Annotated in this window: 18 protein-coding genes and 1 riboswitch; of the genes, 12 read left to right on the top strand and 6 right to left on the bottom strand. The window is 46.0% G+C overall.

Going from position 1 to position 23365, the window contains the following annotated elements; translation table 11 throughout:
• Window positions 1-214: 214 nt before the first annotated feature.
• Window positions 215-2572 carry a type IA DNA topoisomerase gene (locus tag NSS66_RS06890; RefSeq protein ID WP_338532472.1) on the top strand — a complete coding sequence of 786 codons (2358 nt, stop codon included), beginning with the start codon at window positions 215-217 and terminating at the stop codon, window positions 2570-2572.
• A 68-nt stretch (window positions 2573-2640) separates the two neighbouring features.
• On the opposite strand, the gene NSS66_RS06885 is transcribed toward NSS66_RS06890, so the two are convergent.
• Both NSS66_RS06885 and NSS66_RS06880 read right to left on the bottom strand, forming a co-directional pair.
• Window positions 2641-3405, bottom strand: coding sequence for an HAD family hydrolase (locus tag NSS66_RS06885; protein WP_028541704.1), 765 nt, complete (start codon window positions 3403-3405; stop codon window positions 2641-2643).
• A 66-nt stretch (window positions 3406-3471) separates the two neighbouring features.
• The gene (locus tag NSS66_RS06880) at window positions 3472-4389 is read right to left on the bottom strand and encodes a hypothetical protein (protein ID WP_023988964.1); all 918 of its coding nucleotides are present in this window, start codon (window positions 4387-4389) and stop codon (window positions 3472-3474) included.
• Window positions 4390-4826: 437 nt separating this feature from the next.
• Here NSS66_RS06880 and NSS66_RS06875 point away from each other — a divergent pair, with 437 nt between their 5' ends.
• The 5 genes from NSS66_RS06875 (at window position 4827) to NSS66_RS06855 (ending at window position 10250) form a co-directional block, all read left to right on the top strand.
• Window positions 4827-5984, top strand: a complete 1158-nt coding sequence (locus NSS66_RS06875; protein ID WP_071558664.1) for an MFS transporter — start codon at window positions 4827-4829, stop codon at window positions 5982-5984.
• A gap of 82 nt (window positions 5985-6066) precedes the next feature.
• Entirely contained in the window at window positions 6067-6792 is a 726-nt protein-coding gene (locus NSS66_RS06870; protein WP_023988962.1) for a phosphonate ABC transporter ATP-binding protein, read from the top strand.
• Complete coding sequence (locus NSS66_RS06865) at window positions 6789-8123, top strand: hypothetical protein (protein WP_023988961.1); 1335 nt, start codon at window positions 6789-6791, stop codon at window positions 8121-8123. The genes NSS66_RS06870 and NSS66_RS06865 overlap by 4 nt, the downstream gene beginning before the upstream one ends.
• A 1-nt stretch (window position 8124) precedes the next feature.
• On the top strand, window positions 8125-8823 hold the full coding sequence (locus NSS66_RS06860; protein ID WP_023988960.1) for a response regulator transcription factor: 699 nt from the start codon (window positions 8125-8127) through the stop codon (window positions 8821-8823).
• On the top strand, window positions 8820-10250 hold the full coding sequence (locus NSS66_RS06855) for a sensor histidine kinase (RefSeq protein WP_023988959.1): 1431 nt from the start codon (window positions 8820-8822) through the stop codon (window positions 10248-10250). The genes NSS66_RS06860 and NSS66_RS06855 overlap by 4 nt, the downstream gene beginning before the upstream one ends.
• A gap of 79 nt (window positions 10251-10329) precedes the next feature.
• Here the strand turns inward: NSS66_RS06855 and NSS66_RS06850 are convergent, their stop codons facing one another.
• Window positions 10330-11556 carry a glucose-1-phosphate adenylyltransferase gene (locus NSS66_RS06850; protein WP_023988958.1) on the bottom strand — a complete coding sequence of 409 codons (1227 nt, stop codon included), beginning with the start codon at window positions 11554-11556 and terminating at the stop codon, window positions 10330-10332.
• A gap of 236 nt (window positions 11557-11792) precedes the next feature.
• Between NSS66_RS06850 and glgB the strand changes: the two genes are divergently transcribed.
• Together glgB and glgA are read left to right on the top strand one after the other, a co-directional pair.
• A complete protein-coding gene (gene glgB / locus NSS66_RS06845) occupies window positions 11793-13715 on the top strand; it encodes a 1,4-alpha-glucan branching protein GlgB (protein ID WP_340958632.1) in 1923 nt (640 codons plus the stop codon).
• A gap of 21 nt (window positions 13716-13736) precedes the next feature.
• Window positions 13737-15188: a glycogen synthase GlgA gene (glgA, locus tag NSS66_RS06840; RefSeq protein ID WP_340958631.1), complete on the top strand. Its 1452-nt coding sequence runs from the start codon at window positions 13737-13739 to the stop codon at window positions 15186-15188.
• Between the two features lie 80 nt (window positions 15189-15268).
• On the opposite strand, the gene NSS66_RS06835 is transcribed toward glgA, so the two are convergent.
• Complete coding sequence (locus NSS66_RS06835) at window positions 15269-16339, bottom strand: hypothetical protein (RefSeq protein ID WP_340958630.1); 1071 nt, start codon at window positions 16337-16339, stop codon at window positions 15269-15271.
• A gap of 42 nt (window positions 16340-16381) precedes the next feature.
• Entirely contained in the window at window positions 16382-17560 is a 1179-nt protein-coding gene (locus tag NSS66_RS06830) for a M20 family metallopeptidase (RefSeq protein ID WP_340958629.1), read from the bottom strand.
• Between the two features lie 148 nt (window positions 17561-17708).
• Between NSS66_RS06830 and NSS66_RS06825 the strand changes: the two genes are divergently transcribed.
• The 3 genes from NSS66_RS06825 (at window position 17709) to NSS66_RS06815 (ending at window position 20959) form a co-directional block, all read left to right on the top strand.
• Window positions 17709-19172 carry an ABC transporter substrate-binding protein/permease gene (locus tag NSS66_RS06825; RefSeq protein ID WP_023988953.1) on the top strand — a complete coding sequence of 488 codons (1464 nt, stop codon included), beginning with the start codon at window positions 17709-17711 and terminating at the stop codon, window positions 19170-19172.
• Window positions 19159-19881: an amino acid ABC transporter ATP-binding protein gene (locus NSS66_RS06820; RefSeq protein ID WP_013310491.1), complete on the top strand. Its 723-nt coding sequence runs from the start codon at window positions 19159-19161 to the stop codon at window positions 19879-19881. Before NSS66_RS06825 ends, NSS66_RS06820 begins: the two co-directional genes overlap by 14 nt.
• 234 nt (window positions 19882-20115) lie before the next feature.
• A riboswitch (cyclic di-AMP (ydaO/yuaA leader) is annotated at window positions 20116-20284 on the top strand.
• Window positions 20285-20290: 6 nt separating this feature from the next.
• On the top strand, window positions 20291-20959 hold the full coding sequence (locus NSS66_RS06815; RefSeq protein ID WP_023988952.1) for a 3D domain-containing protein: 669 nt from the start codon (window positions 20291-20293) through the stop codon (window positions 20957-20959).
• Between the two features lie 198 nt (window positions 20960-21157).
• On the opposite strand, the gene NSS66_RS06810 is transcribed toward NSS66_RS06815, so the two are convergent.
• Entirely contained in the window at window positions 21158-21964 is an 807-nt protein-coding gene (locus NSS66_RS06810) for a polysaccharide deacetylase family protein (RefSeq protein ID WP_028541698.1), read from the bottom strand.
• 305 nt (window positions 21965-22269) lie between these two features.
• Between NSS66_RS06810 and NSS66_RS06805 the strand changes: the two genes are divergently transcribed.
• Entirely contained in the window at window positions 22270-23292 is a 1023-nt protein-coding gene (locus tag NSS66_RS06805; RefSeq protein ID WP_023988950.1) for an NADH:flavin oxidoreductase/NADH oxidase, read from the top strand.
• Window positions 23293-23365 lie beyond the last annotated feature (73 nt).

Below are 23365 nucleotides of genomic sequence, written 5' to 3'. Positions count from 1 at the left end.
GTATAAAATCATGACCTGAGAGAACCATGGTATCTATGGTATAATACACGTATATTGTTGAAACGTTAGACTAAATGAATTTACAAAGGAGCTTTCGTCGCGAGAAGGCTCCTTTTGCATGAGGCCGGGATACCTGTGTTTTCATTAACGTTCCATGTATATGTATGATTCATGGAGGAGAAACAGAAGGCCGTCAGGAAGGAATGGAGTATGAATGAAGACGTTGATTATTGCTGAGAAACCAGATATGGGACGGACGATTGCCGCTGTTATGGAGCCGCGGGCTAAAAATAACCGTACTTATTTGGAAGGTGAGAAATACATTGTAACCTGGGCGATCGGACATTTGTTGGGTTTGGCTGAGCCGGATGCATACGATGAGAAGTACAAACGATGGAATATTAAGGATCTTCCTATTATCCCTGAGCAGTTCAAAATTGTACCGAATCCGAAAACAAAAGATCAGCTGAAAATGATTGGTGAACTGGCTAAACGCTGCAATGCCATCGTAAATGCTTGTGATGCTGGACGGGAAGGGCAATATATTTTTGCGTTGATTCAGCAGCAATTGAAGTTGCATCAGCCAGTTAAGCGGCTGTGGATTTCAGATTTGACAGCGGAAAGTATTGCGACAGGCTTTGAACGATTGCGAGATGCTTCGGAGTTTGAATTTCTGACTCAAGCTGCGAGGGCACGAAGTGAAGCGGACTGGCTGATCGGAATGAATGCTTCCAGAGCGTTCACAACACGACATAATACACTGCTGTCAGTAGGACGGGTGCAAACTCCCGTGCTGGCACTGATTCATGACCGGGAAAAGGAAATTGAGGCATTTCAGTCTCAAACCTTCTATGATGTGTGGGCTGAATTTAAGCAAGAACAGATCAAGTACAAAGGTGCGTGGCAGGGGGATCGGTTGACGAAGCCAGAGGAAGCTGAGGCGATCGCTGCGGCCGTTCGCGGAAAAACAGGTGAAATCACCAAATATGATACCAAGCAGACAAAAGAGTATCCTTTTAAATTGTACGATTTAACGCTGCTTCAACGCGAGGCGAATGCCAAGTACGGTTATTCGGCCAAAAAAACACTGGATGTGGCACAAGCGCTTTATGAGCGACACAAGGTCATTTCCTATCCGCGTACCAATTCTAACTATGTGACAGAGCAAAATATAGACGGCATGCACAAGGCACTACGGATGCTGGGGACAGGTCCTTATGCTGATCTGGTACAACAAGCCAACCCCAATTTGGTTCATAAACAAAATAAATCGGTCTGCAATCCATCTCGTGTTGAGGATCACCATGCTATTCTGCCGACGTTAAAAAGGCCAGGAACGTTAAGCAAGGAGGAGCAAAATGTATATGACCTGGTTATTCGCAGGTTTTTGTCACATTTTTTCCCACCTGCTGAATACAAAATGCATACCGTAATGACACAGGTGGACAAGCATCTGTTTAAAACAAATATCAAAGAGCTTCTTTCCTTGGGATGGAAAGTGGTTTTGAGTAAGGCTGATCAGGATAAAGGTAAAAAGAGCAAATCACCGAAAAAAGAGGATGAAGAGGAAACGGACGAGTGGACGGATAAGAAGTTTGAGATTGATGCGGGGCGTCCCGTGGATTGTGTTCGGGCCGAGATGAAAGAAAAGGCGACTCAGCCCCCTAAAAGCTACACGGAGGGTACATTGCTTAAGGCGATGGAAAGCGCGGGCAAACAGATGGAGAATGAGGAATTGCGTGAGGTCATGAAGGACGCCGGTTTAGGCACACCTGCGACGCGGGCCGCCACAATTGAACGATTGAAAAAGGTTGGCTATATTGAAATGAAGGGCAAAAAGATTCTTATTACGGAAAAGGGAAAGATGGCTATTGACCTGATCCGTCATGCTGGGGTTGATCTATTAGCCTCGCCGGAGATGACTGGTCAATGGGAACGTCGTCTACACCAAATTTCCAAAGGAGAGGCGGCTCAAGAGAAGTTTATGGATAACGTTAAAAGATTTACGTTGTCCATCATTGACAAGGTGAGGCAGCAGCCACCGGCTCCGGCAAATGCCTTTGGCGAGGAAGCAAGGGGGAAACGTGCAGCTGGAAAAGAAGGCGCACGTAATGTACGCGCGAGTGGAGGCACCGCCGCCAAAGGGGGAGGGCGTGCTACATCAGGACGCGGTGGCAGCGCTGGAAGCGCAACGCTGGAGCAGGCAGCAGCACCAGCAAGTCGTGCTGCGGGAACAGCGGGTTCCGCTGCACGCAGCTCCTCCGATGGAGCCTCAGGCTTTTCGGTGAGTCAAAGGCAAGCTTTGGGTAGCTGCCCACGCTCTAATTGCGGCGGAAGCATTATAGAAGGCCGCAAAGGGTATGGGTGCAGCCACTACAAGCAGGGCTGTGGCTTTGTCGTCTGGAAGGAATATGCTGGAAAGCAGATTACCGGAACGATGCTCAAATCTCTGTTGACGAAGGGACAGACGCAATTGTTGTCTTTTAAGCGTAAAGATGGATCGACCGTCAAAGCGCGAATTGTTCTGAATGAACCAGGTACAGGACAACTTAGCGTTCGAGAGGAATCCTGAGACAGGGTTTAGACCACTATTTTGGCTGAATCAAAGGTTGAATAACATTAAAAACAAAAAAAGGGACCCTATCCGAGGGTCCTTTTTTGTTGATGCAATTGTATGCTTTCGTGGATAACCCGTGGTACTTCCGTTAGCTTCTGTATCGTATACATCACGGAGTTCACGTTTTTTTGCAATTCAACCATATTGTAAATCCATTCCTTTGGCTGCTTGAGATATACAGCATGAATACCTGCGGCAAGGGCTGGAGATACATCAGTGCGCAGAGAATTCCCGATCATCCAGGTGATGCTTCGGTCCAAGCGATTCATCTGGATGATTTCTTCCAGTGCTTCGACATTTTTATGCTGGCGAATGTAGATGCGCTCATTAAAGTAGGTAGCCAGTTTCATTTGTTCAATCTTTCTTTCTTGAATGATCTGCTCACCCCCAGTATAAAGATGGAGGGAATGCCCTGCTTTTTGGAGGGAGTTCAACGTTTCGACCATGCCTGGATACGGTTCGATTTCCTGTTCGTACACACTTCGGCCAAGAGAGCGAAGCTCCTGCTCTTCCCGAAAATCGAGACGGCGTCCGAATTGTTCCGAGAAAAATTGATACGTATCTATCAGAGATTGTGGAAAATGCTCGCTGGCAAAGCCCACTTGATGAACTCCAGCCACATCAATTTCGATTTGTTTTTCACGAATCGTATTTTTCGTTAGATTATGAGTTGCAAACCATTCCTGAAGCAAATCGAAAAAGTGGTTGAGGATAAGGTCAAAATACTTGTTGCAGTGGACTAAGGTGTCATCAAGATCAAATAAAATGTGCTGCTTCGGATACGACATGATGCATACTCCTTCCAAGCCAAAGCTTTAACGCTGCTTTGGTTATAACTAAAAGTACAATTCAAATTACAATCCAATATAGGATTCCAAAAATACCTGTAAATCAGCCGCGCCATCGGGACGGATGCTGAATTTTTCCTTATGATAACGTCCGATGTGAATACGGAGCAGACCAGCCACTCGTAAAATCATCATATCAGACATGAGTGTATCTTCCAAACGGCTCAAATCATGGCGCATATCTTCGAGAGACTTAGGACCTTGAGCTACATAACGCAGAATTCGCAGCCGCTGCGGATCATTGACCGCACGAGTGAGCCGTAGCAGAAGCGTAGGCGGTTCTTCCTCGCTCTCCTCGGGAATATCTACTGGATACTGGATCAGCAGTGTGCGGGTATAAAAACAGTATGAATTAATCGGGCGATTATGGACAACCGGAAATAGGACTACTGTATCCAGGTCTTCCATGTGTGGCACGACTAGTCCAGCTGTCGCATACTCAACCAGTGCTTCCGGTTCCATTTTACTCAGTAGCATGCGCTTTTCCGCAGCGTCTTCTTCTGCCAACACACGTAGTTCGCCTTCCAAGGCCCGAAAATAATCACGATCCCACAATTTGAGGAGTGGTGCGTATACCTTACGAATGCGTAAAGATTCTTCAAAGGTTAAAAAAGGGATATGCGGAACGAGCAGCTCAAACATATCTTTATCCGGACCGTGGTCCAAATAAGAGATATAATCAGATATTTCATCCGATTCCGGTCGAAGTAACGCCCAGGCATAGAGTGCGTCATAATCGCTAAAAGGGCAATCCTGAGCTGTAGCAAGCTCAGTACGAACTTCATGTTGTAGTCGTGCATCCACCTTGTCGATCCATTCATGGCCCAAGTCCATATCTTGGACCCACTTTTTAGTCACATAGGCCATGAAGCTGCCGAGCAATTCATAAATTGGAGAAGTGTCTATTTTAATTTGATAACTCATGGAACCCAATGCCTCCTATTCTGTCTTCTAGCCCAGAGCGGTGAACGTAATTAAGCCCGTCCATAAGCAAAACATGAGCATTTTAATAATTGCTCACTTATTTATTATGGCTTGTTCTGCCAGGGATTGTCCACTATAATATGAAATAGTGCGTTGTGACGTGAATGGGTTCGGATTGAACATACGAGGCTCCTTAACCAAAGGAGTCGGATACATACCAGACAAGCTCTTTCCGTAAAATCGTCATCTCAGATGGCGATTTTTTTCTTCTATTCTCTAATACACTAATTACACCTGAATTTGTATGTGTTTGTCGGTTTTGCAGGACGGTATGGAATACATAGTGATAAGAATTATTATTGATTATGGAATCAAATGCAAATCATTTCTTAACATTAATTTTAATTATTTTATTTGTTCGATCAGGAGGAGCTAGGATGTCGTCGTCGTTACGGGTTCATTATTTTATTTTAATTGCTGTTATTATTGTTGCTGGATTATGCCAAGGTTTATTATTACCTATTCTGTCTATCTCGTTGGAACAAATGGGAGTTTCATCTTCACTAAACGGAATGAATGCGGCTGCCCTGTATATTGGCTCATTCGCAATGACGTTGGTGGCAGAACGGACATTGGGCTTGTTGGGGTTCAAAAAGCTGATGGCCGGAGGGCTTGTGCTAGTGCTCATTACGCTGCTGCTGTTCCCGCTAATCCCTGATATTCGGGTATGGTTCGTACTGCGTCTGCTAGTAGGTATTGGTGACAGTGCACTGCACTACTCTGCGCAGCTATGGATATTGCTGGTGACTCCAGCAGAGAAGCGAGGCCGCAACATTTCCTTTTATGGTATGTCATACGGTCTGGGTTTTGCATTAGGACCATTGGGATTATGGCTACTCGATTATGGAATGCTGGTTCCATTCGCTGCGTTGGCCTTATTGTGCTTGCTTGTCTTGCTGTTGGTGTTAATTAAGCTGCCGGACTCCAGACCGGAGAAGTTGGAGTCCGAGGCACGTCCCACTCAAAGATTTCGTCGCAGTTACAGCTGGGCATGGTACGCTCTTTTGCCAGCATTTCTATACGGCTATATGGAAGCGAGCCTGAACAGTAACTTTCCAGTCTATGGCCTACGTATTGGCTTTCATACCGATGAAATCGCCGTCTTGCTACCGTTCGTCAGTTTGGGAGGGTTAGTGCTGCAGCTACCGCTAGGGATATTGAGTGACCGTTGGGGACGTAAAAAGGTGCTAATGAGCGTAGGTATAGCAGGGGGAATGACCTTTATGTTGCTACCATGGAGCGGTAATCATTTTATGTTCACTTTGATATTGCTGACCCTAGCAGGTGGTTTAGTAGGCTCCTTTTTCTCCCTCGGTTTGGCCTATGCCGCTGATCTGCTGCCCAAATCATTTTTAGCAGCCGCTAATGTACTGGCATCCTTTCACTTTAATCTGGGAAGTGTGATCGGACCTAATATTAGCGGAGGATTGCTGGACTATGGAACTCAAGGCAGCATGTTTCTTGTCCTTGGAGGTAGTTACGTTGTTTTCGGATTGTTAGGTCTGTTTTCCAGAAAAAGAGTACCGGCGGTTTAAAACTGCGGTTTGCATGGTATTTGTTTCACATTTACTATAAAATATAAACAGTATTGATGGCGCGCAAAGGGGAATCACTTAGATGATTAAAATTCGGAAGCTGACCAAGCAAGTGGGGCCTGAACGGACCCAGCTACTTCGAGGAATTGATGCTGAAATTCATCAGGGCGAATTCATTGCCATAGTAGGGCCAAGTGGAAGCGGCAAAACGACGTTGCTTCGCTGTCTTGCTTTACTAGAGCCATGGGATGAAGGCAGTTTAATTGTAGGTGGCAATGATGTGCTGAAATCCGGGTGGACGGGCAAGATGAAAATAAAGCGGGAATGGGCATACCTGGAGCAAAACCCGCATCTAAATATGAATCGAACCGCTCTTAAAAATGTGCTCATTGGCAGATCCGGTCAAACTCCAATGTGGAGAATGGTGACCGGTATGGTGCGTTCCGACGATTACATGGGAGCGATGGACGTACTGGAAGATCTGGGTCTGCTGGATAAGGCGCATGATAAATGCGACAAGCTCAGCGGTGGCGAGCGGCAGCGGGTAGCGACTGCGCGTGCTCTCGTGCACGGAGCCAAAGTTATTTTAGCTGATGAGCCTGTAAATGGACTTGATCCAGCTTCGGCAGCGCATGTATTGGAGACCTTTCGCAAGCTGTGTTCTGACGAGCGGGTGACGATCATTACTGTATTGCCGCTGGAAATGGCTGAACGCTTTGCTTCCCGTATATGGGGGTTGAATGATGGTGAATTGGTGTTTGATATTCAGGGAAGACGATTGACACAAGCAGAAAAGAACAAATTGTGAAGGGGACGGCAAGAGAAGTGAAAATAATGCTGTTGAGAATGGTAGCTGGCTGCTGTTCCTTGCTGCTCCTTGCTGGATTTTTAAGCGGCTGTAATGTTATTAGCGATCCCATTTCGCTGATGGAGACACCGACGATGTCTGACGAGAAACAGCAGTTGAATGGTGCAGTGAATACGCAACTAGGGGCGGTACAGCCTTTAAGACCGAATGACCCAGATGACCCGACGCCAATTCGGACGGGTGATCTGAACAATGATGGCACAGACGAAGCAGTGCTCTTTTATGAAACGCCAGATGAGAGCGTAAAAATACATGGTGCCTTGTTTGAAGATCAGGGCGGAACGTGGGTAAAGAAGCTAACGTTTGATGGGGAAGGCACTGTGCTAGAGTCATTTAAGCTCGTGGATTTAACGAATGATGGAACACTCGATATTGTAGCGGGTTTTTCCAGTGGAGATAGTGGCGATGGCGGGGATCAGAAGGGACTCATCGTGTATTCCTATACCGGAGGAACTCTGGAGAAAATATATGCTACAGGCTATACGGACTTCGTCGTAGATGATTTTAACCATAACAAGATGGACTTGAACGGGGATAATTTGAATGATTTGACGATTATCACGCTGCGACGTAATGAATTCTTTACAGTTAAAACATTTCAATTCAGTGGGGGAACCTTTAAGGAAATCGGATCGTTGGATTTGGACAGTCAGGTCTTAGGTGTCTATAATGTCGTTGCTGGCAAGGTAGCCGAGGGTAGGCAGGGGATTGTTATAGATACCAAAATTGCCCAGACCACTACCGTCTCCAATGTCATTGTGATGGATCACGGCAAGCTCAGGAAGCTTAATCTTATGGATGTCACCTTCAAGGATGCGACCATCGCCAGTGGTGATGTGGATGGTGACGGTATTCTGGAATTTGGTAATTTGGAGAAGCCAAAAGGTTGGAGTAACAAGCCGCTGGATGAGGTTCCATATTTTGTGTCGTTCTATCAGTGGGACGGGGCGAAAGGGACGATTTTTAAGCAGCAGCAGTATCGTGATTCTAATGAACAGGTCTACTTCAGATTACCGAAAGAGCTGCATGGCAAGGTGACGATTGATCCGAAAGTTTCGAAGAAGGACAGCTATTTGCGCTTCATTTTGGATGATACAGACAAAACGATTGCGGAAATTAAATTTTTCTCGTTGTCACAATGGGAGCGAAACAACGAAGGGTATAGCCAACTGTGGCGAACGAATGCGCAGGTCATTGGCATTAAGCGATCCAGTGAGCTGGAACCGCGTAAAACTATAAAAAACAAGATGGGGGAAAGGCAGGTAGAGTAGAGTGAGTAAAGTTTTAATCATGGAAGACGAGGAATCCATTCGCAGTTTTATTGTCATTAACTTGAAACGTAACGGTTTTGAGGTGCTGGAGGCGTCGGAAGGGCATGAGGCTCTGAATATTTTGAACACGGTGCGGGATATTGATATTGCACTGCTTGACGTAATGGTACCCGGTATGGATGGTTTTGAAGTCTGTCGGAGAATCCGGGAAACGAATGAGCGCATCGGCATTATTTTTCTCACAGCGAAGGTACAGGAGCAGGATAAGGTGTATGCCTTGTCTGTAGGGGCCGATGACCATGTGAGTAAACCTTTTAGCCCGACGGAGCTGATTGCACGGATTCAATCGTTATTGCGTCGGGTGAATGTACATCGTGAAACAGCAGCCAAAGTGTCCTTCCAGTCTGGACCGTTTACGCTAGATTTGATTGCTAAGCAATTTAAGAAGAGCGGGCAGCTGATCGAGTTGACACCGACTGAGTTTTCCCTGATTCAATTTTTTCTCGAAAAAGAAAACACGCCGCTCAGCCGAGATGTTCTACTTGATCACGTATGGGGCAAGGAATATATGGGCGATCCGAAAATTGTGGATGTGAACATCCGACGTTTGCGGCAGAAAATTGAAAACAATCCATCTGAGCCAGCTTTTTTACAAACAGTGTGGGGACATGGATATAAATGGAAAGGTCAGTCTCAATGATCAAAAAGGGGATTCGCCGACAGATTGTGCTTCACTATTTTTTCGTAGTGTTCTTGGCGCTTCTGTTAGTAGAAGTCATTTTTATGTTTGCACTCCGGTCGTACTATTACGATTCCATTTACAAACATATCGAAAGCCGTATCGAATCGGTAAGTGAATTTGCACCCAAATTCAAAGAGCCGGAACAGTCTTTGCAATCGTATTTGTTAAATACATTTTCTCTGCCCTTCACTGAACTGCAGTTGCTTGATGAACAGGGAAATGTAATTGATAACTCGACGAATTTTGCAGCAGATCTAAGTGTGCAAACAAGTGATGTGACACAAGCATTAGCTGGAGATACGGGCAAATGGATCGGAAAGCAACCGAGTACGGGGCAGCAAGTGATGGCGGTATCTCAAAAACTGGACAATATCGTCGGAGACCAGGTGTATGTTATTCGGTATACGACTTCGCTGGAATTGGTAAATGATAAGCTGTTTACGATTACGCTGTTTTCTCTTGGCATCATGGCAGCTGTACTGGTTATTGTATTTGTGGTCAGTACAGGGCTCGCGAATTCCATTGTTAGACCAATTAATAATATCCGCGATGTATCTGCTCAGATGGCTCAGGGGAGGTTTGATGCACGCATTGAAGGCGATTATCGCTATGAGTTGGGTGAACTGGCTTCGACTCTGAACTATATGGCACAGGAAATTGTCAGAACAAATCAAATCAAGGATGATTTTATATCATCCATATCTCATGAATTGCGTACTCCGCTTACATCTATTAAAGGTTGGAGTGAAACGTTAAATTCTGGCGGTTATGACCCGGAAGAGACGAAAATCGGGATGAAGATTATTTCTAAAGAGACGGATCGACTGATTGGCTTGGTGGAGGAAATCCTCGATTTTTCCAAGCTGGAGCAGAATGCCATGAAGCTTGTGATGGGAACGGTGGATCTACGGGAGCTTTTGCAGGAAATTATGCTGAACGTATGGGCCAAAGCAGAAATGAAGCAGATAAAACTTCAGCTGGATTCGGAGGAAACGGCATATCTCGTCCATGGAGACGGTAACCGTCTAAAACAGGTGTTTTTGAACATTGTGGACAATGCTATCAAGTTTTCGCATGAAAGCTCAATTATTTTCCTGTCTCTACAACGGATTGATGGCAATATCGAGATATCCGTACAAGATACAGGGATTGGAATTAGTGCTGAAAATCTTGCCAGAGTCAGAGACCGCTTTTTCCAGGTAGACCACCAAAACGGTGGTACTGGACTGGGATTGGCAATCTCGCAACAGTTTATCGAGCGCCATCATGGTCAGATGCTCATCAGAAGTGAACTGGGGGCTGGAACTACGATTACGGTTTCATTACCTGCTCTGCAAGCAGAACAATCCGTGGAACCATCACAACTTACTGAAGGACAGATTTAAAGCCTACTTATAGGTGTAATTAGAAAAACAGCCAGTCCTCTCAATCGGGAGGGCTGGCTGTTTTTAATTTGGGGGTACGTTATGAGGTAAAACCTTCGGCACGCAAGCGTGTATTGCGCTCGTAAGCTTCTTTTAGCATACGTGTAGTTTGCGGTCGTACCGCCATCTTACCAAATACCGTTTCATTGGGTCCGATGACCATAATTTCGCCCGGGTTACCTTTAATGACAGCACCATCGCGAATCACAGCACCTTCACCGATAATCGCATGTTCAATATGGACGTTACGTCCAATGCGTGTGTCAGGCATAACGATACTTTCTTTGATGGCTGATCCTTTACCTACCTCGACACCACTAAATACAACGGAGCGTTCTATTCGGCCCTCTACTTGGCAGGAATCATGCAGCAAGCTGCCCAATGGTTGTGTTTGACGGTTAGGTACCTTTTGTGCGCTCAACCTTGTGCGGCGTTCACGTGTATACATCGGCCAGTCCTTGCGTTGAAGGTCGATAGCACAATCATCCTGTAACAAATCCATGTGTGAATCCCATAGGCTTTTAACGGTACCCACGTCCTTCCAATAGCCCTGGAATTCATAAACGTACAAGGATTCTTGGTCCGCTAACATTTTAGGGATGATATCTTTACCAAAATCATGACTGGATTGAGCATCCTGTGCGTCTTCTAACAAGTAATTTCTTAAGTAATCCCATTTGAAAAGGTAAATCCCCATAGAGGCCAAATTACTTTCCGGTTTCTCCGGTTTCTCTGCAAATTCTGTGACACGCAGATCTTCATCGGCACTCATAACACCAAAACGGTGTGCTTCATCCCAAGGTACCTCCATGACAGAAATGGTAGCCGCAGCTCCTTTTTCCTTATGGTGGTTTAGCATTTCACGATAATTCATATAGTAAATATGATCACCGGATAAAATAAGCACATGCTCCGGATTTTGGCTGTCAATATATTCGATATTCTTATGAATAGCATCTGCCGTTCCTAAGTATTCAGCGTTACCTGTGTTATAAGATGGAAGCAGGGTAATTCCTTTGTCATCTGTTTTTGTAAGACCCCATGGTGTTCCATCCCCGATATGTTCGTGCAAGGATTCTGCCTCATATTGCGTCAGTACACCTACAGTATCAATGTCTGAATTTACGCAGTTACTGAGAGGAAAATCGATGATCCGGTAATGACCGCCAAAAGGTACGGCGGGTTTTGCAATCGTTGAAGTAAGGGGAGCAAGACGGCGTCCCTCTCCGCCTGCCAGCAGCATGGCAATGCATTCTTTATTAAACATTTCGTTTCCCTCCCGGTTTAGTTGTCAGTGTAGTACATACATAAACGGTATGGGGTACTCTTGAAACCATAAGGTATATAAGATTCCCCCAAAACTAAGGTTTATTTTTTTCCTAGTCATTTTTCTGTTCATTGTGGCTAGAATGGGGTAATAACTCAGGTCAGCTTTGACCCAAAAGCGAATGCATTACCGATTCATACATTTTTACTTACAAAACATATAAGGGTGGTGACGTGATGACAGACCAAACTCTTCCGCAACAGGCTATTTCATCGGAAGATATTTATTTGTTTCATGAAGGAACGCTTTATCACAGCTACCGATCTTTGGGTTCCCACCTTACTGTGGAGAACGGAGAACAGGGCGTCCGCTTTACGGTCTGGGCTCCTCATGCTCTCCATGTCGGGCTTGCTACAGATCGCAACAACTGGAATGGGGAACAGGATTCCTTATATAGGGTTCCCAAATCCGGTTTTTGGAGTCGTTTTTTTCCGGGGATATCCCAAGGAACTTTTTACAAATACGACATTACGGGGGCAAACGGTGAACGATTCCTGAAAGCAGACCCTTACGCGGTACGTGCTGAAGTGAGACCGGCAACGGCTTCTGTGGTAGCTTCTATAGATGGTTATGCTTGGAACGATGCGATTTGGCGCCGAAAACGTAGAGCACCTTATGGAAAGCCTCTGCACATATACGAGCTTCATCTGGGCACTTGGAAGCAAAAAGAAGATGGTACGTTTTATACATACAGGGAAATAGCTGATCTTCTTGTGCCTTATGTGACCGATATGGGGTATACACATATTGAGCTGATGCCGCTGAGTGAACATCCGTATGATCTTTCCTGGGGCTACCAGCTCACCGGATATTTTGCACTCACAAGCCGGTATGGAGAACCGCATGATTTTATGTATTTGGTGGATCGTTGCCATCAGGCGGGAATCGGAGTGCTGATGGATTGGGTTCCAGCCCATTTTGCCAAGGATGCTCATGGATTAAGGCTGTTTGACGGATCGCCCCTGTTCGAATACGCGGATCCGCTGATTGCGGAAAAGCCCGGCTGGGGAACACTGACGTTTGATTACAGCAAGCCGGAGGTGCGTTCTTTCCTGATATCTAATGCGCTATTCTGGATGGATGTATACCATATTGACGGCCTGCGCGTAGATGCTGTGACGAGTATGCTACGGCTGGATTTTGAAAAGCAGGACGGTCAATATCGTTTTAACTCTAAAGGAGGCATTGAAAATGAGGAGGCTATTGCCTTCCTTCAACAACTGAATGAAACAGTATTCCGCTATTATCCGTATGCTCTGATGATGGCAGAGGAGTCCAGTGCCTGGCCGATGGTGACTTCCCCGGTAAGCGATGGAGGACTCGGTTTTAATTACAAATGGAATATGGGCTGGATGAACGATACGCTTGATTATATCGAAACGGATTTCGATCAGAGGCCGGAGCGCCATAATTTGCTGACATTCCCCATAGCTTATGCGTACAGCGAGAATTTTACACTGCCGTTGTCGCACGATGAGGTTGTTCATGGTAAGAAGTCGCTGCTTGATAAAATGCCAGGTAGCTATGAGCAAAAATTTGCCGGGCTTCGAGCACTTCTCGGTTACCAAATCACCTCCCCGGGCAAAAAGCTCTTATTTATGGGAGGGGAATTCGGCCAATTCATCGAATGGAAGGATGAGGAGCAGCTTGACTGGTTTCTGCTGGATTATGACAGTCACCGTTCGCTGCACGCTTTTACGAAAGCGCTGAATCATTTGTATATTCAGGAAAAGGCATTATGGGAACTGGATCATTCGTGGGATGGATATCAGTGGATTGAGGCGGAGGACCGTGGGCAGAGCGTAATTACGTATTTACGTAAAAGTAAAAAGCCGGGAGATACACTGGTCGTGCTTATTAACTTTCAGCCCGTGCCCAGAGAGAACTACCGAATTGGGCTGGAAAAGGCCGGGAGTTATATCGAACTGCTGAACAGTGATCATAAGGACTTTGGGGGAAGGGACCAGCTGAATACGGGAATAATACGGACCGCCCCCATCCCTTGCCACGGACAGCTTCACAGCTTGGAGGTGACCATACCACCCCTGAGCATCGTTATACTCAAGAAAGCGCCTCGGAGGCCTAAAAAAGGAGATTAAACACATAAGGAGGAAGCACATATGAACATTTTGTTTGCGGCAGCAGAAGCACATCCATTTATTAAAACAGGCGGGTTGGCTGATGTCATTGGCGCACTGCCGAAGGCACTTCGTCAGGCGGGGTGCGACGTCCGAATCATTTTACCTAAATATGCGGGGATTCCCGATACTTATAAAAAGTCTCTGCGTCCGGTAGCGGTGAAGCAAGTAGCCGTAGGCTGGCGTAATCAATATTGTGGAATAGAGGAACTGACATTAGACGGAATCAAGGTTTATTTTATTGACAATGAGTATTACTTCGGTCGTGACGGTATTTACGGTTATATGGATGATGGCGAACGTTTTTCCTTTTTTAACCGGGCGATTTTAGAAGTGCTGCCTGAACTGAACTTTCGGCCGGATATTTTGCATTGTCATGATTGGCATACGGCGATGGTTCCGCTGCTTCTGAATGCTGATTATCGACATTTGCCCTTCTACAGTGATATTCGCACGGTGTTTACGATACATAATCTGCTGTATCAGGGGGATTTTCCGTATGAGGTCTTAACTGAGCTGCTCAACCTGGATGGGAGCTATTTCACCCCCGAGGGTGTGGAGTATCATGGCAGACTGAATTTTATGAAAGGTGGGCTTACGTACTCGGATCATGTCACGACCGTAAGTCCAACCTATGCAGAGGAGATTCAAACGGAATTTTACGGATATGGGCTGGAGGGTCTGCTTCGTAAATTGGGAGATCAGGGTCGCTTAACGGGGATTGTGAACGGAATTGACACCAAAAGCTACAATCCTGCCACGGACAATCGTATTTATACGAAGTACCGCACGAGTCTGACAAAGAAAAAGGAAAACAAAATTGGCCTGCAGAAGGAGCTGGGACTGCCGGTGCGGCCAGACGTACCTATGATTGCCATGGTAACCCGGCTTGTAGATATGAAGGGGCTAGATCTGGTAACGAGAGTGCTTGACGAAATCTTGTATTATGATGATATCCAGTTTGTCGTGCTGGGAACAGGGGATCCGGCTTTTGAGCATTGGTTCCGTGAGGCAGCAGGACGCTATCCACTGAAAATGTCGGCGCAGCTCGCTTTTAGCGAACCTCTGTCACGAAAAATATATGCGGCAAGCGATATGTATCTTATGCCATCAAGGTTTGAACCTTGCGGGATCAGCCAACTGCTGGCGCTTCGTTATGGAAGTATCCCTATTGTACGAGAAACAGGGGGCCTTAATGATACTGTGCAGGCTTACAATGAATCCACAGGTGAAGGAAACGGATTTAGTTTCACGAACTACAATGCACATGATATGTTGAACACCATTCGTCGTGCTGTTCATTTTTATCGCCAATCTGAGCATTGGTCGAAGCTTACACAGACGGCTTTTGCAGGAGAATATAGTTGGGATGTTTCAGCCGAAGCGTATATGGATATTTACCATTTGCTAACAAAAACGGACTGGACAGAGTAGGAACACCACAGTCATGTTAATGAAAAAGGGAATCCCTTTAGCCAAGTTTTCTGGCTGAGGAATTCCCTTTTTTGCTATGATCAGTCGCCCCCACCACCACAGCTACTTCCACATGAAGAGCCACTGCTACACGAAGAATGGCTACCAGAATCGCCTGAATCATGATGAGAAGAGCCTCCATGATGAGAACTGTCAAGAGAGGAATGATGGTGCGAGTGATGTGTATCCCAGTTCGAACAGCCGCTTGCCGAGCTACAGCCGGATGAGCTAGCTAATACGGCATTACCTGTAGCATCCGGGTGCATGTGTATGGCAAATTGCTCAGGTTGATACCATGAATACCACACAAAAGCTAATAACAAATAGTCGACCTGTAAATAGTTGGCCTTAGGCAATTGCTTACCCTCAGGATCATCCACCGCTTTATTCACCCGCTCGCGCAGATGTTGTACAATCTTATGAACCGCTTGTTGGGCCTGCTGTGAAATGGCTATATTCTCCTGCGTATTCCAGCGGTCACCTGCTGGCTGCGCGGAAGTTGTGAGTTTGTAATAGCGCGAAAGCTCGTCGCTCGGTAATGGATGATTAAAAAAAGTTCCCCACAAACTGGCGCTATAGCGGTTCCAGCCAAAGCATTCTACATACAACCAGTCAAACCACGCCCGCTCCTCAGGCATCGGCCGAGAGCCGCCAGAATGAGGCGCATGGTGAAGCATACGACCAAAAAAAGCTTCCGAGAATTGCTGATATTCGCGGGTAAACATCAACATTTCGTGCCATAATTCATCCACATCACTACTGAACATAGGCACTCGATTCATAATCGCGCATAGCATAAAATATCGTTTTAGCTCATGCCAGCGCCAATCATATTCTTGCTCCGTCAGCTCAGGGTGGGCTTCGATTACACGACTCCTTACACTATGAGCATAGGAGGCGGGAATGGATTGCTCCAGTAGCTGCATCAGCTCTGTAATCTCTGGATGACGCTCCTGCGCAAGGGACGAAGGGGATGGGGAGCTGAGGAAAAAAGCATTCCGGCTCCGTGTTTTTCTGTTTCCCCGGTTTCTGCGTATTGCACGGAATATAAACCAAAAAATGATGAGGATCACCACAATAAACAACGTCCAAAAGCTGCTCATACTATCCATGATGGCTGACTACTCCTTTCTGAAAGAACACGGAATTAAGATTTAGCGTTCGTTATTCAGCAGAGCGAATTCTTTTTTTATCCGGGCTAGCAGTTCAGGATTCGTGATTACATCGCAAGCAGTCCATGCCAAAGTTCTCGCAGCCAGCAGCATTCCTTCCATGGCCCGGTCCTGTATCGCCAAATCGCGGAATTCTGGTGTATGCAAGGCATGCTTCTCGTCAATAACTTGAATGTAAGGATGGATAGCAGGGCAATGAAGCGATACATTTCCGATATCCATGGAGCCGTGATCTTCGCCTTCCGTTATATCTTCTTGTGAAATGCCAGCCTGCACCAAATTTGCGGTAAACGCATCGGAAAGTACACGGTTCGTGACCATTTCATCATAAGAAGTCTCATAATTGGAGGTCTCCAAACGACACCCGGCCTGTAAAGCAGCTCCTTCAGCAATTTGAATAACACGGCGAGTCAGTGGGTTCAGTTCTTGACGTGTAGCCGCTCTTACATAAAATTGGGCTGAGGCGTAATCAGGAATAATATTGGCTGCTTGCCCACCCTGGTTAATGATCCCATGGATACGCACTGTACTTTTTACTTGTTGACGGAACGCATTGATGCCATTGAACGTTTGAATCACAGCGTCCAGCGCGTTAATGCCTTCGTGCGGGCTGGCAGCCGCGTGAGCAGATTGACCAAAAAATTCGAATTGTACAGCATCAATCGCCAGTGATTTGCCTGATTTTTCGTAACGGTCATAAGGATGCGTCATAAGTGCTATGTCGCAATCATCAAACAATCCGGCAGCGGCCATAGGGACCTTTGCACCGCGTGTTTCTTCGGCAGGTGTGCCATATACCCGTACTTCTCCACCAGTTTCGTCGATGATCGACTTGAGGCCGACGGCAGCACCAGTACTCATCATACATATCAAATGGTGCCCACAGGCGTGTCCTAGACCTTTCAGAGCGTCATATTCTGCCAGAAAAGCGACAACCGGCCCGGGTTTTGCAGCTTTGTAAGTTGCAATAAAGGCTGTTTCTATGCCCAATACAGGTGCCTGGACCTCAAATCCGTGAAAAACCAGTTCTTCTTTTAAACGGGCAGCGGCCAGAAATTCCTCGTTTCCAAGTTCAGGATTTGCGCCAATATATAACGAAATGTCCTTAAACCGTGGGGCATGCTGCTCAATGGTCTGTTGAATGGTCTGTTTAAAATCCATGCTGAAAACTCCTTTATATAAGCTGTAATGTAGGTACTGCGTTAGGTATGCTGAAATTGTACTATAACATTCATTGCATAATCATGCATATTCATTTATAATGACACAATCTTATTTATTATAAAGAATTTAAGGAGAGAAAAAAAGATTGAAAAAGGCATATCGTTTTACCGCCCTGGTTTTGACGGCGGTTATCTTGCTGTTGACTGGTCTTCCCATGCTCAATGCATACGGAACGGAAGCAAAGCCACAGAAAAAACTTGTAGTGGGCATGAGTGCCGACTTTCCGCCGTATGAGTTTCATAAAGTCATTAACGGTAAGGATACCATTGTTGGGTTCGATGTGGATATCGCCAAGGAAATCGCCAAAGATTTGGATGCGGAGATGGTCCCTGAAGACATGAGTTTTGACTCTTTGCTGCCTGCTCTGCAAAGTGGTCGTGTAGACTTGGTACTGTCCGGTATGACACCAACGGATGAACGCAGAAAGAGTATTGATTTTTCGGATGTATACTATCGCTCCAAGCAAGTCATCATGGTACGCCCAGAGGATAAAGACAAATATCCGACGATGGATGCTTTGAAAGGCGAGAAGATCGGAGCACAAAAGGGAAGTATTCAGGAAGAGATTGCTCAAAAAGTGCCCAATGCCTCTGTAACTTCACTGGATAAAATATCTGACCTGGTACTCCAGCTGCGGACCCAGCGTGTGAACGCTGTCGTGATCGAAGATACGGTTGCTAAAGGATACACGTTAGACGGTACCGTAACCCTTGCCAAGGCTGTGCCTGAGGATGCGGGAGCAGAAACAGCTGTAGGTATCCGTAAAGGGAATGCAGAATTGCTTGCTTCTGTAAATAAAACGTTGGCCCGCCTGAAAGCAGACGGGTCGATTGAGAAGTTTTCCACGGAAGCGAGTGCACTTTCTGCGGATCGTCAGGTTTCTTCTAATAACATTGTAGATATTTTTTGGAAATACCGCAGTTTATACGCTACGGGTATCGGCTACACCTTGTTGCTGTCTGCGCTCGGAGTACTGTTCGGATTCATCATTGGTCTGATCATATCCTTGCTACGTATGAGTGGAGTACGCATCATTGAGTGGTTAGGTACCACTTATGTAGAGATACTGCGTGGCACACCTATGCTGGTGCAACTCATGATTATTCACTACGGGGTTGCTTTGACGCTGGGTGTCAATTTTACTCCACTCCAGTCTGGTATAATCACATTATCTCTGAATAGCTCGGCATATCTGGCTGAAATTTTCCGTGCAGGTATCCAGGCAGTAGACCGTGGACAGATGGAGGCTGCCCGTTCATTGGGTATGGGACGAGGCAAAGCTATGCGTCATGTCATTTTACCGCAAGCGTTTAAATCTATTTTGCCTGCTATCGGTAATGAGTTTATTACGATCATTAAAGAATCATCCATTATTTCGACCATTGGGATGGTGGATATTATGTATCAGGCCCAAGTCATTAAGAACATTACCTACGAAGGATTAAGTCCGTTCGTAATCGCAGCCGCTATTTATTTTGTAATGACATTCAGCTTGTCTAAGCTGCTGGGTTTATGGGAAAGGAAGTTGAGAGCCAGTGATCACCGTTAAACAACTGCGTAAATCGTTCGGCAAGAATGAGATTTTAAAAGGCATTGATATAGATATCGCCAAAGGTGAAGTCGTCGTCATCATCGGTCCCAGCGGTTCGGGGAAGAGTACGTTTTTACGTTGCATGAATCTGCTAGAACAGCCTACGGACGGGGAGATTTTGTTTGAGGGCGAGCCGATTACAGCTCGTGGTCATAATATTAATGTAACCCGGGAGAAGATGGGGATGGTGTTCCAGCATTTTAATCTGTTCCCGCATAAAACAGTGTTGCAGAACCTGACGCTAGCACCAACGCAGGTTAGAAGACAGTCAGGGAAGGAAGCGGAAAAAATTGCGCTAGAACTCCTGCGTACCGTAGGGCTTGAGGATAAGAAGAATACCTATCCGAACCAGCTATCCGGTGGTCAGAAGCAACGTATTGCGATTGCGCGTGCTTTGGCCATGCAGCCGCACGTAATGCTGTTCGATGAGCCGACTTCTGCATTGGACCCTGAAATGGTTGGAGAGGTTCTGGATGTAATGAAGAAGCTCGCCGAAGGCGGCATGACCATGGTAATCGTGACGCATGAAATGGGCTTTGCCCGCGAGGTAGGCGATCGAATCATCTTTATGGATAACGGTCAAATTGTGGAACAAGGTACACCAGAGCAGGTATTTGGTACTCCAAGCCATGATCGCACCCGTGATTTTCTTGCCAAAGTATTGTAAGAAAGTGCTGATATGAGCTATAAAAAAGCCCTCCGTTTGACGGAGGGCTTTTTCTTTTTTTGTCACCATTTCACCATATTTTCGTAACAAATATCGATTTCTTGGTGACAAAATTGTAACGAGTATAGTATGATGTTCAAGGTTCCCAACATTTTCATGCGGATAAGGTTACAAAATTGTGATATTATGCAGTAAGCCAAAACTTACCGGGACAGCATGCGGTTATGACAAACGCTGAATGCTGGGCCCAAACTATGGGAAGTGCGGGGGACGTAACAACGGCAGTCTTTCCGAAACGTCATAAGACGATATGGAATATGCCTAGGGGTGAATTGCACAAGCATAGGGCTTCTCCTGAGTCCGAATCCGACAGCTAACTTCGCAGGCATAACAGAGGAGGTACATATCTTTGAAACATCTAAAACATATTGGAAAAACCATGAAATTTGCGGTGCTTGCCGCAGCCATTGCAGGGCTGGCACAGACAGCTGGAGTAGCGGATGCTGCTTCGCTTCATACTGCCAAAGATGGCGATACCTTCTTTTTGCTTGCTCAACGTTATGGAGTATCAGTGGACGAGCTGACGAAGGCGAACCCAAACATTGCCTCTAACAATATATATGCAGGTCTGCAAATTAAGGTACCTGGTGAAAAAAGTGTGAATGCAGCTTCGGATTCGAAGCCTCAGCTTCTTACGGAGAAAGCACCAGCGAATGAGGGGCCAACGATTGAAGCGTGGGGCAAAACATTTAACTATAGCAAAATAGTTGACGTTAAGGCTACTGCGTATTCTGCCGCAGCCGATGAGAATGGTAAATGGGGAGCAGTGGACTACTACGGCAATCCACTTAAACTAGGTACAATTGCGGTAGACCCGAACGTCATTCCGATGGGCACGAAAGTGCTGGTTACAGGCTATTCCCACCCAGGTTTGCCGGATCATTCTTTTGTAGCTGTCGCTCGCGATCAGGGCAGCGCTATTACAGGAAAACGGATTGATATCTTTATTCCTGGCAACAAATCATTTGTGAACGACTTTGGATTTCAAAATGTGAAGCTGTACGTTATTGATAAATAGCATTATACGTATATACGGTTTAATTAAACATAATATATATTATGTAAACTTAATGCCTGTATCCTACCGCATATAACTAGGTCAGACTCTTATCAGGTCCTATCCATAAAAAAGGCTGTCTTGACGAGCAGAAAACTTCTGCTGGTAAGACAGCCTTTTTACGTTGCTTTAGCTTGTAGCTCAATCCTAAACATATGGTTATTTCTGTTCCGATGTGTGGAGTAGCCGGGGGACTGTCACAAATTTGTAGCCCTTAGCTTTTAGAGAGTGAATTAGACCCGGCAGAGCTTGGACAGTGCCTTGCAAGTTGGAACTTTGACCTCCACCTGCGTGCATTAAAATAATAGAGCCAGGCCCAGTAGCTGGGATCACATTGCGCTGAATTTGTGTTTTACTTAGTCCCTTCCAGTCGAGAGAGTCTACATTCCAATTGACAATCATGTAGCCATGACGACGTGCCCACTGGATTTGAGGCTCCGTGATTTCACCGTAGGGTGGACGAATCAACTTGGGGCGAAAACCTGCGCTGGCTTGTAAAATACGTTCTGTTTTTGTAATCTGGTTGCGAAAGCGTTCTGGTGTGGCCTTCCTAAAATCCGGATGAGTATAGGAATGGTTTCCTATAGCATGGCCTTCACGGATAATACGGCGTATGATCCCCGGATGCTTTTCCGCACGGTGACCGACGATGAAAAATGTAGCTTTGATGCCATTGGCGTGTAATACGTCCAAAACCTGCGGCGTATACCTAGAATCGGGCACATCATCAAAGGTTAGGGCAATTTGGCGGGTGTGTGGGCCGCACATTTTAAAAATGTCCGCATGTTTTTTTCGCAGCATTGCTAATGTAGGAGTTGCTCGATCTATGCTCTGTTGTACAGAAGAAGCAACAGTTGCTTCCTTGGGATGGGGCGTTCCGATGTTGGGAGGCGCATCCGCGTGAACGGGTAAACTTGAAAATGCTAGTAACAGTGCCAAGCCTGGCAACACTCCCCTGTACGGCATATGTATCCCCCCTTTCCGTGCAGTGATACCTAGTGGTGCTCTCGACTATTATGTACCTGTCCTATTAAAAATATGCTGGTTACCAAGTTCGGCTCATAAACGACTGGAAAGAAGTCCACGATGAAACGATTATCAATGAAGATGATGGAGCTAAACGTACATATTCTCTTAAACATGACCGAAAACAGGAGCATTTTCGCAAGTTTTAGCCTTACAACGAATTCGGTATACCGTGACAGCTGGTGTATAATGGGGATGCAATTCATAATTATACAGACATGGAATTGAAGGAAGGATGGATAAAAGTGACCGACTTGTTTACTCCTTATCAATTAAAGGGGCTTTCTTTAAAAAATCGGATTGTCATGCCCCCGATGTGCCAATACAGCGTGGAGGCCAAGGACGGAAATCCAACGGATTGGCATCATGTCCATTATGTGAGCCGGGCAGTAGGAGGCACTGGACTTATTATTGTGGAAATGACAGCGGTCCATCCAGATGGACGTATTACAGATCGTGATTTGGGTATTTGGAGTGACGAACATATTCCTGCATATCGTAAGATTGTAGAGGAAGTTCACAAGTATGGTGCCAAAATTGGCATTCAACTAGGCCACGCTGGACGCAAGGCTGAAGATGCTGAGCAACCTGTGGGTCCTTCCTCGATTCCTTTTAGCGAACGCTTTAAAGAGCCGCACGCCTTAAAGACAGCTGAAGTCAGGGAACTGGTTCAGGCATACAAAGAAGGCGCGCGCCGCGCGGTGGAAGCAGGTTTTGACACGGTCGAGATACATGGCGCTCACGGCTATCTGATCCATCAATTTCATTCGCCTTTAACAAATGCCAGAGAAGATGAATATGGGCAGGATTTGTCACTGTTCGGTGTTGAGGTCATACATGCTGTTAAAGAGGTTCTTCCTGCTGATATGCCTGTGCTTATGCGGATTTCTGCCAAAGAATACGTCGAGGATGGATATAATGTGGAATACATAACAGGCGTAGGGGAACGATATCGTGATGCGGGTGTGGACATTTTCCATATCTCTTCTGGTGGTGAGGGTCCGATTGGTTCTGGCGGAGGCCCGTCTGCGCGTGCCGGCTATCAGGTGGATTTGGCTCATACCATCCGTGAAAAGCTGAATGTACCTGTAATTGCTGTTGGCTTACTGGATGATTATGAGGACGCCCGTCGGGTTGTTCAGCAGAAAGAAGCTGATCTGGTAGCAATAGGCCGTGCCATGCTGCGTGATCCCTATTGGGCGTTGCATGCATCGCGGGAGCTAAAAGTACAGGCCGACATCCCAGAGCCTTATTTGCGCGGCTTTTAGATATTTTTGAAACCCTCTTTGCAAAGCTTGCGTAAACATGTGTACAGAGCTTAAAATTTAAGCATTCAACTCT

This window comes from Paenibacillus sp. FSL R10-2748, assembly GCF_038005565.1.
Taxonomy (GTDB): domain Bacteria; phylum Bacillota; class Bacilli; order Paenibacillales; family Paenibacillaceae; genus Paenibacillus; species Paenibacillus polymyxa_B.
This window is presented reverse-complemented; position numbering and strand designations above follow the sequence as displayed.

Bases quoted from the DNA above. Each gene is read 5' to 3' on its own strand.
- NSS66_RS06890 (WP_338532472.1), top strand. From the start codon at position 215: ATGAAGACGTTGATTATTGCTGAGAAACCAGATATGGGACGGACGATT.
- NSS66_RS06885 (WP_028541704.1), bottom strand. From the start codon at position 3,405: ATGTCGTATCCGAAGCAGCACATTTTATTTGATCTTGATGACACCTTA.
- NSS66_RS06880 (WP_023988964.1), bottom strand. From the start codon at position 4,389: ATGAGTTATCAAATTAAAATAGACACTTCTCCAATTTATGAATTGCTC.
- NSS66_RS06875 (WP_071558664.1), top strand. From the start codon at position 4,827: ATGTCGTCGTCGTTACGGGTTCATTATTTTATTTTAATTGCTGTTATT.
- NSS66_RS06870 (WP_023988962.1), top strand. From the start codon at position 6,067: ATGATTAAAATTCGGAAGCTGACCAAGCAAGTGGGGCCTGAACGGACC.
- NSS66_RS06855 (WP_023988959.1), top strand. From the start codon at position 8,820: ATGATCAAAAAGGGGATTCGCCGACAGATTGTGCTTCACTATTTTTTC.
- NSS66_RS06850 (WP_023988958.1), bottom strand. From the start codon at position 11,556: ATGTTTAATAAAGAATGCATTGCCATGCTGCTGGCAGGCGGAGAGGGA.
- glgB (WP_340958632.1), top strand. From the start codon at position 11,793: ATGACAGACCAAACTCTTCCGCAACAGGCTATTTCATCGGAAGATATT.
- glgA (WP_340958631.1), top strand. From the start codon at position 13,737: ATGAACATTTTGTTTGCGGCAGCAGAAGCACATCCATTTATTAAAACA.
- NSS66_RS06835 (WP_340958630.1), bottom strand. From the start codon at position 16,339: ATGGATAGTATGAGCAGCTTTTGGACGTTGTTTATTGTGGTGATCCTC.
- NSS66_RS06830 (WP_340958629.1), bottom strand. From the start codon at position 17,560: ATGGATTTTAAACAGACCATTCAACAGACCATTGAGCAGCATGCCCCA.
- NSS66_RS06810 (WP_028541698.1), bottom strand. From the start codon at position 21,964: ATGCCGTACAGGGGAGTGTTGCCAGGCTTGGCACTGTTACTAGCATTT.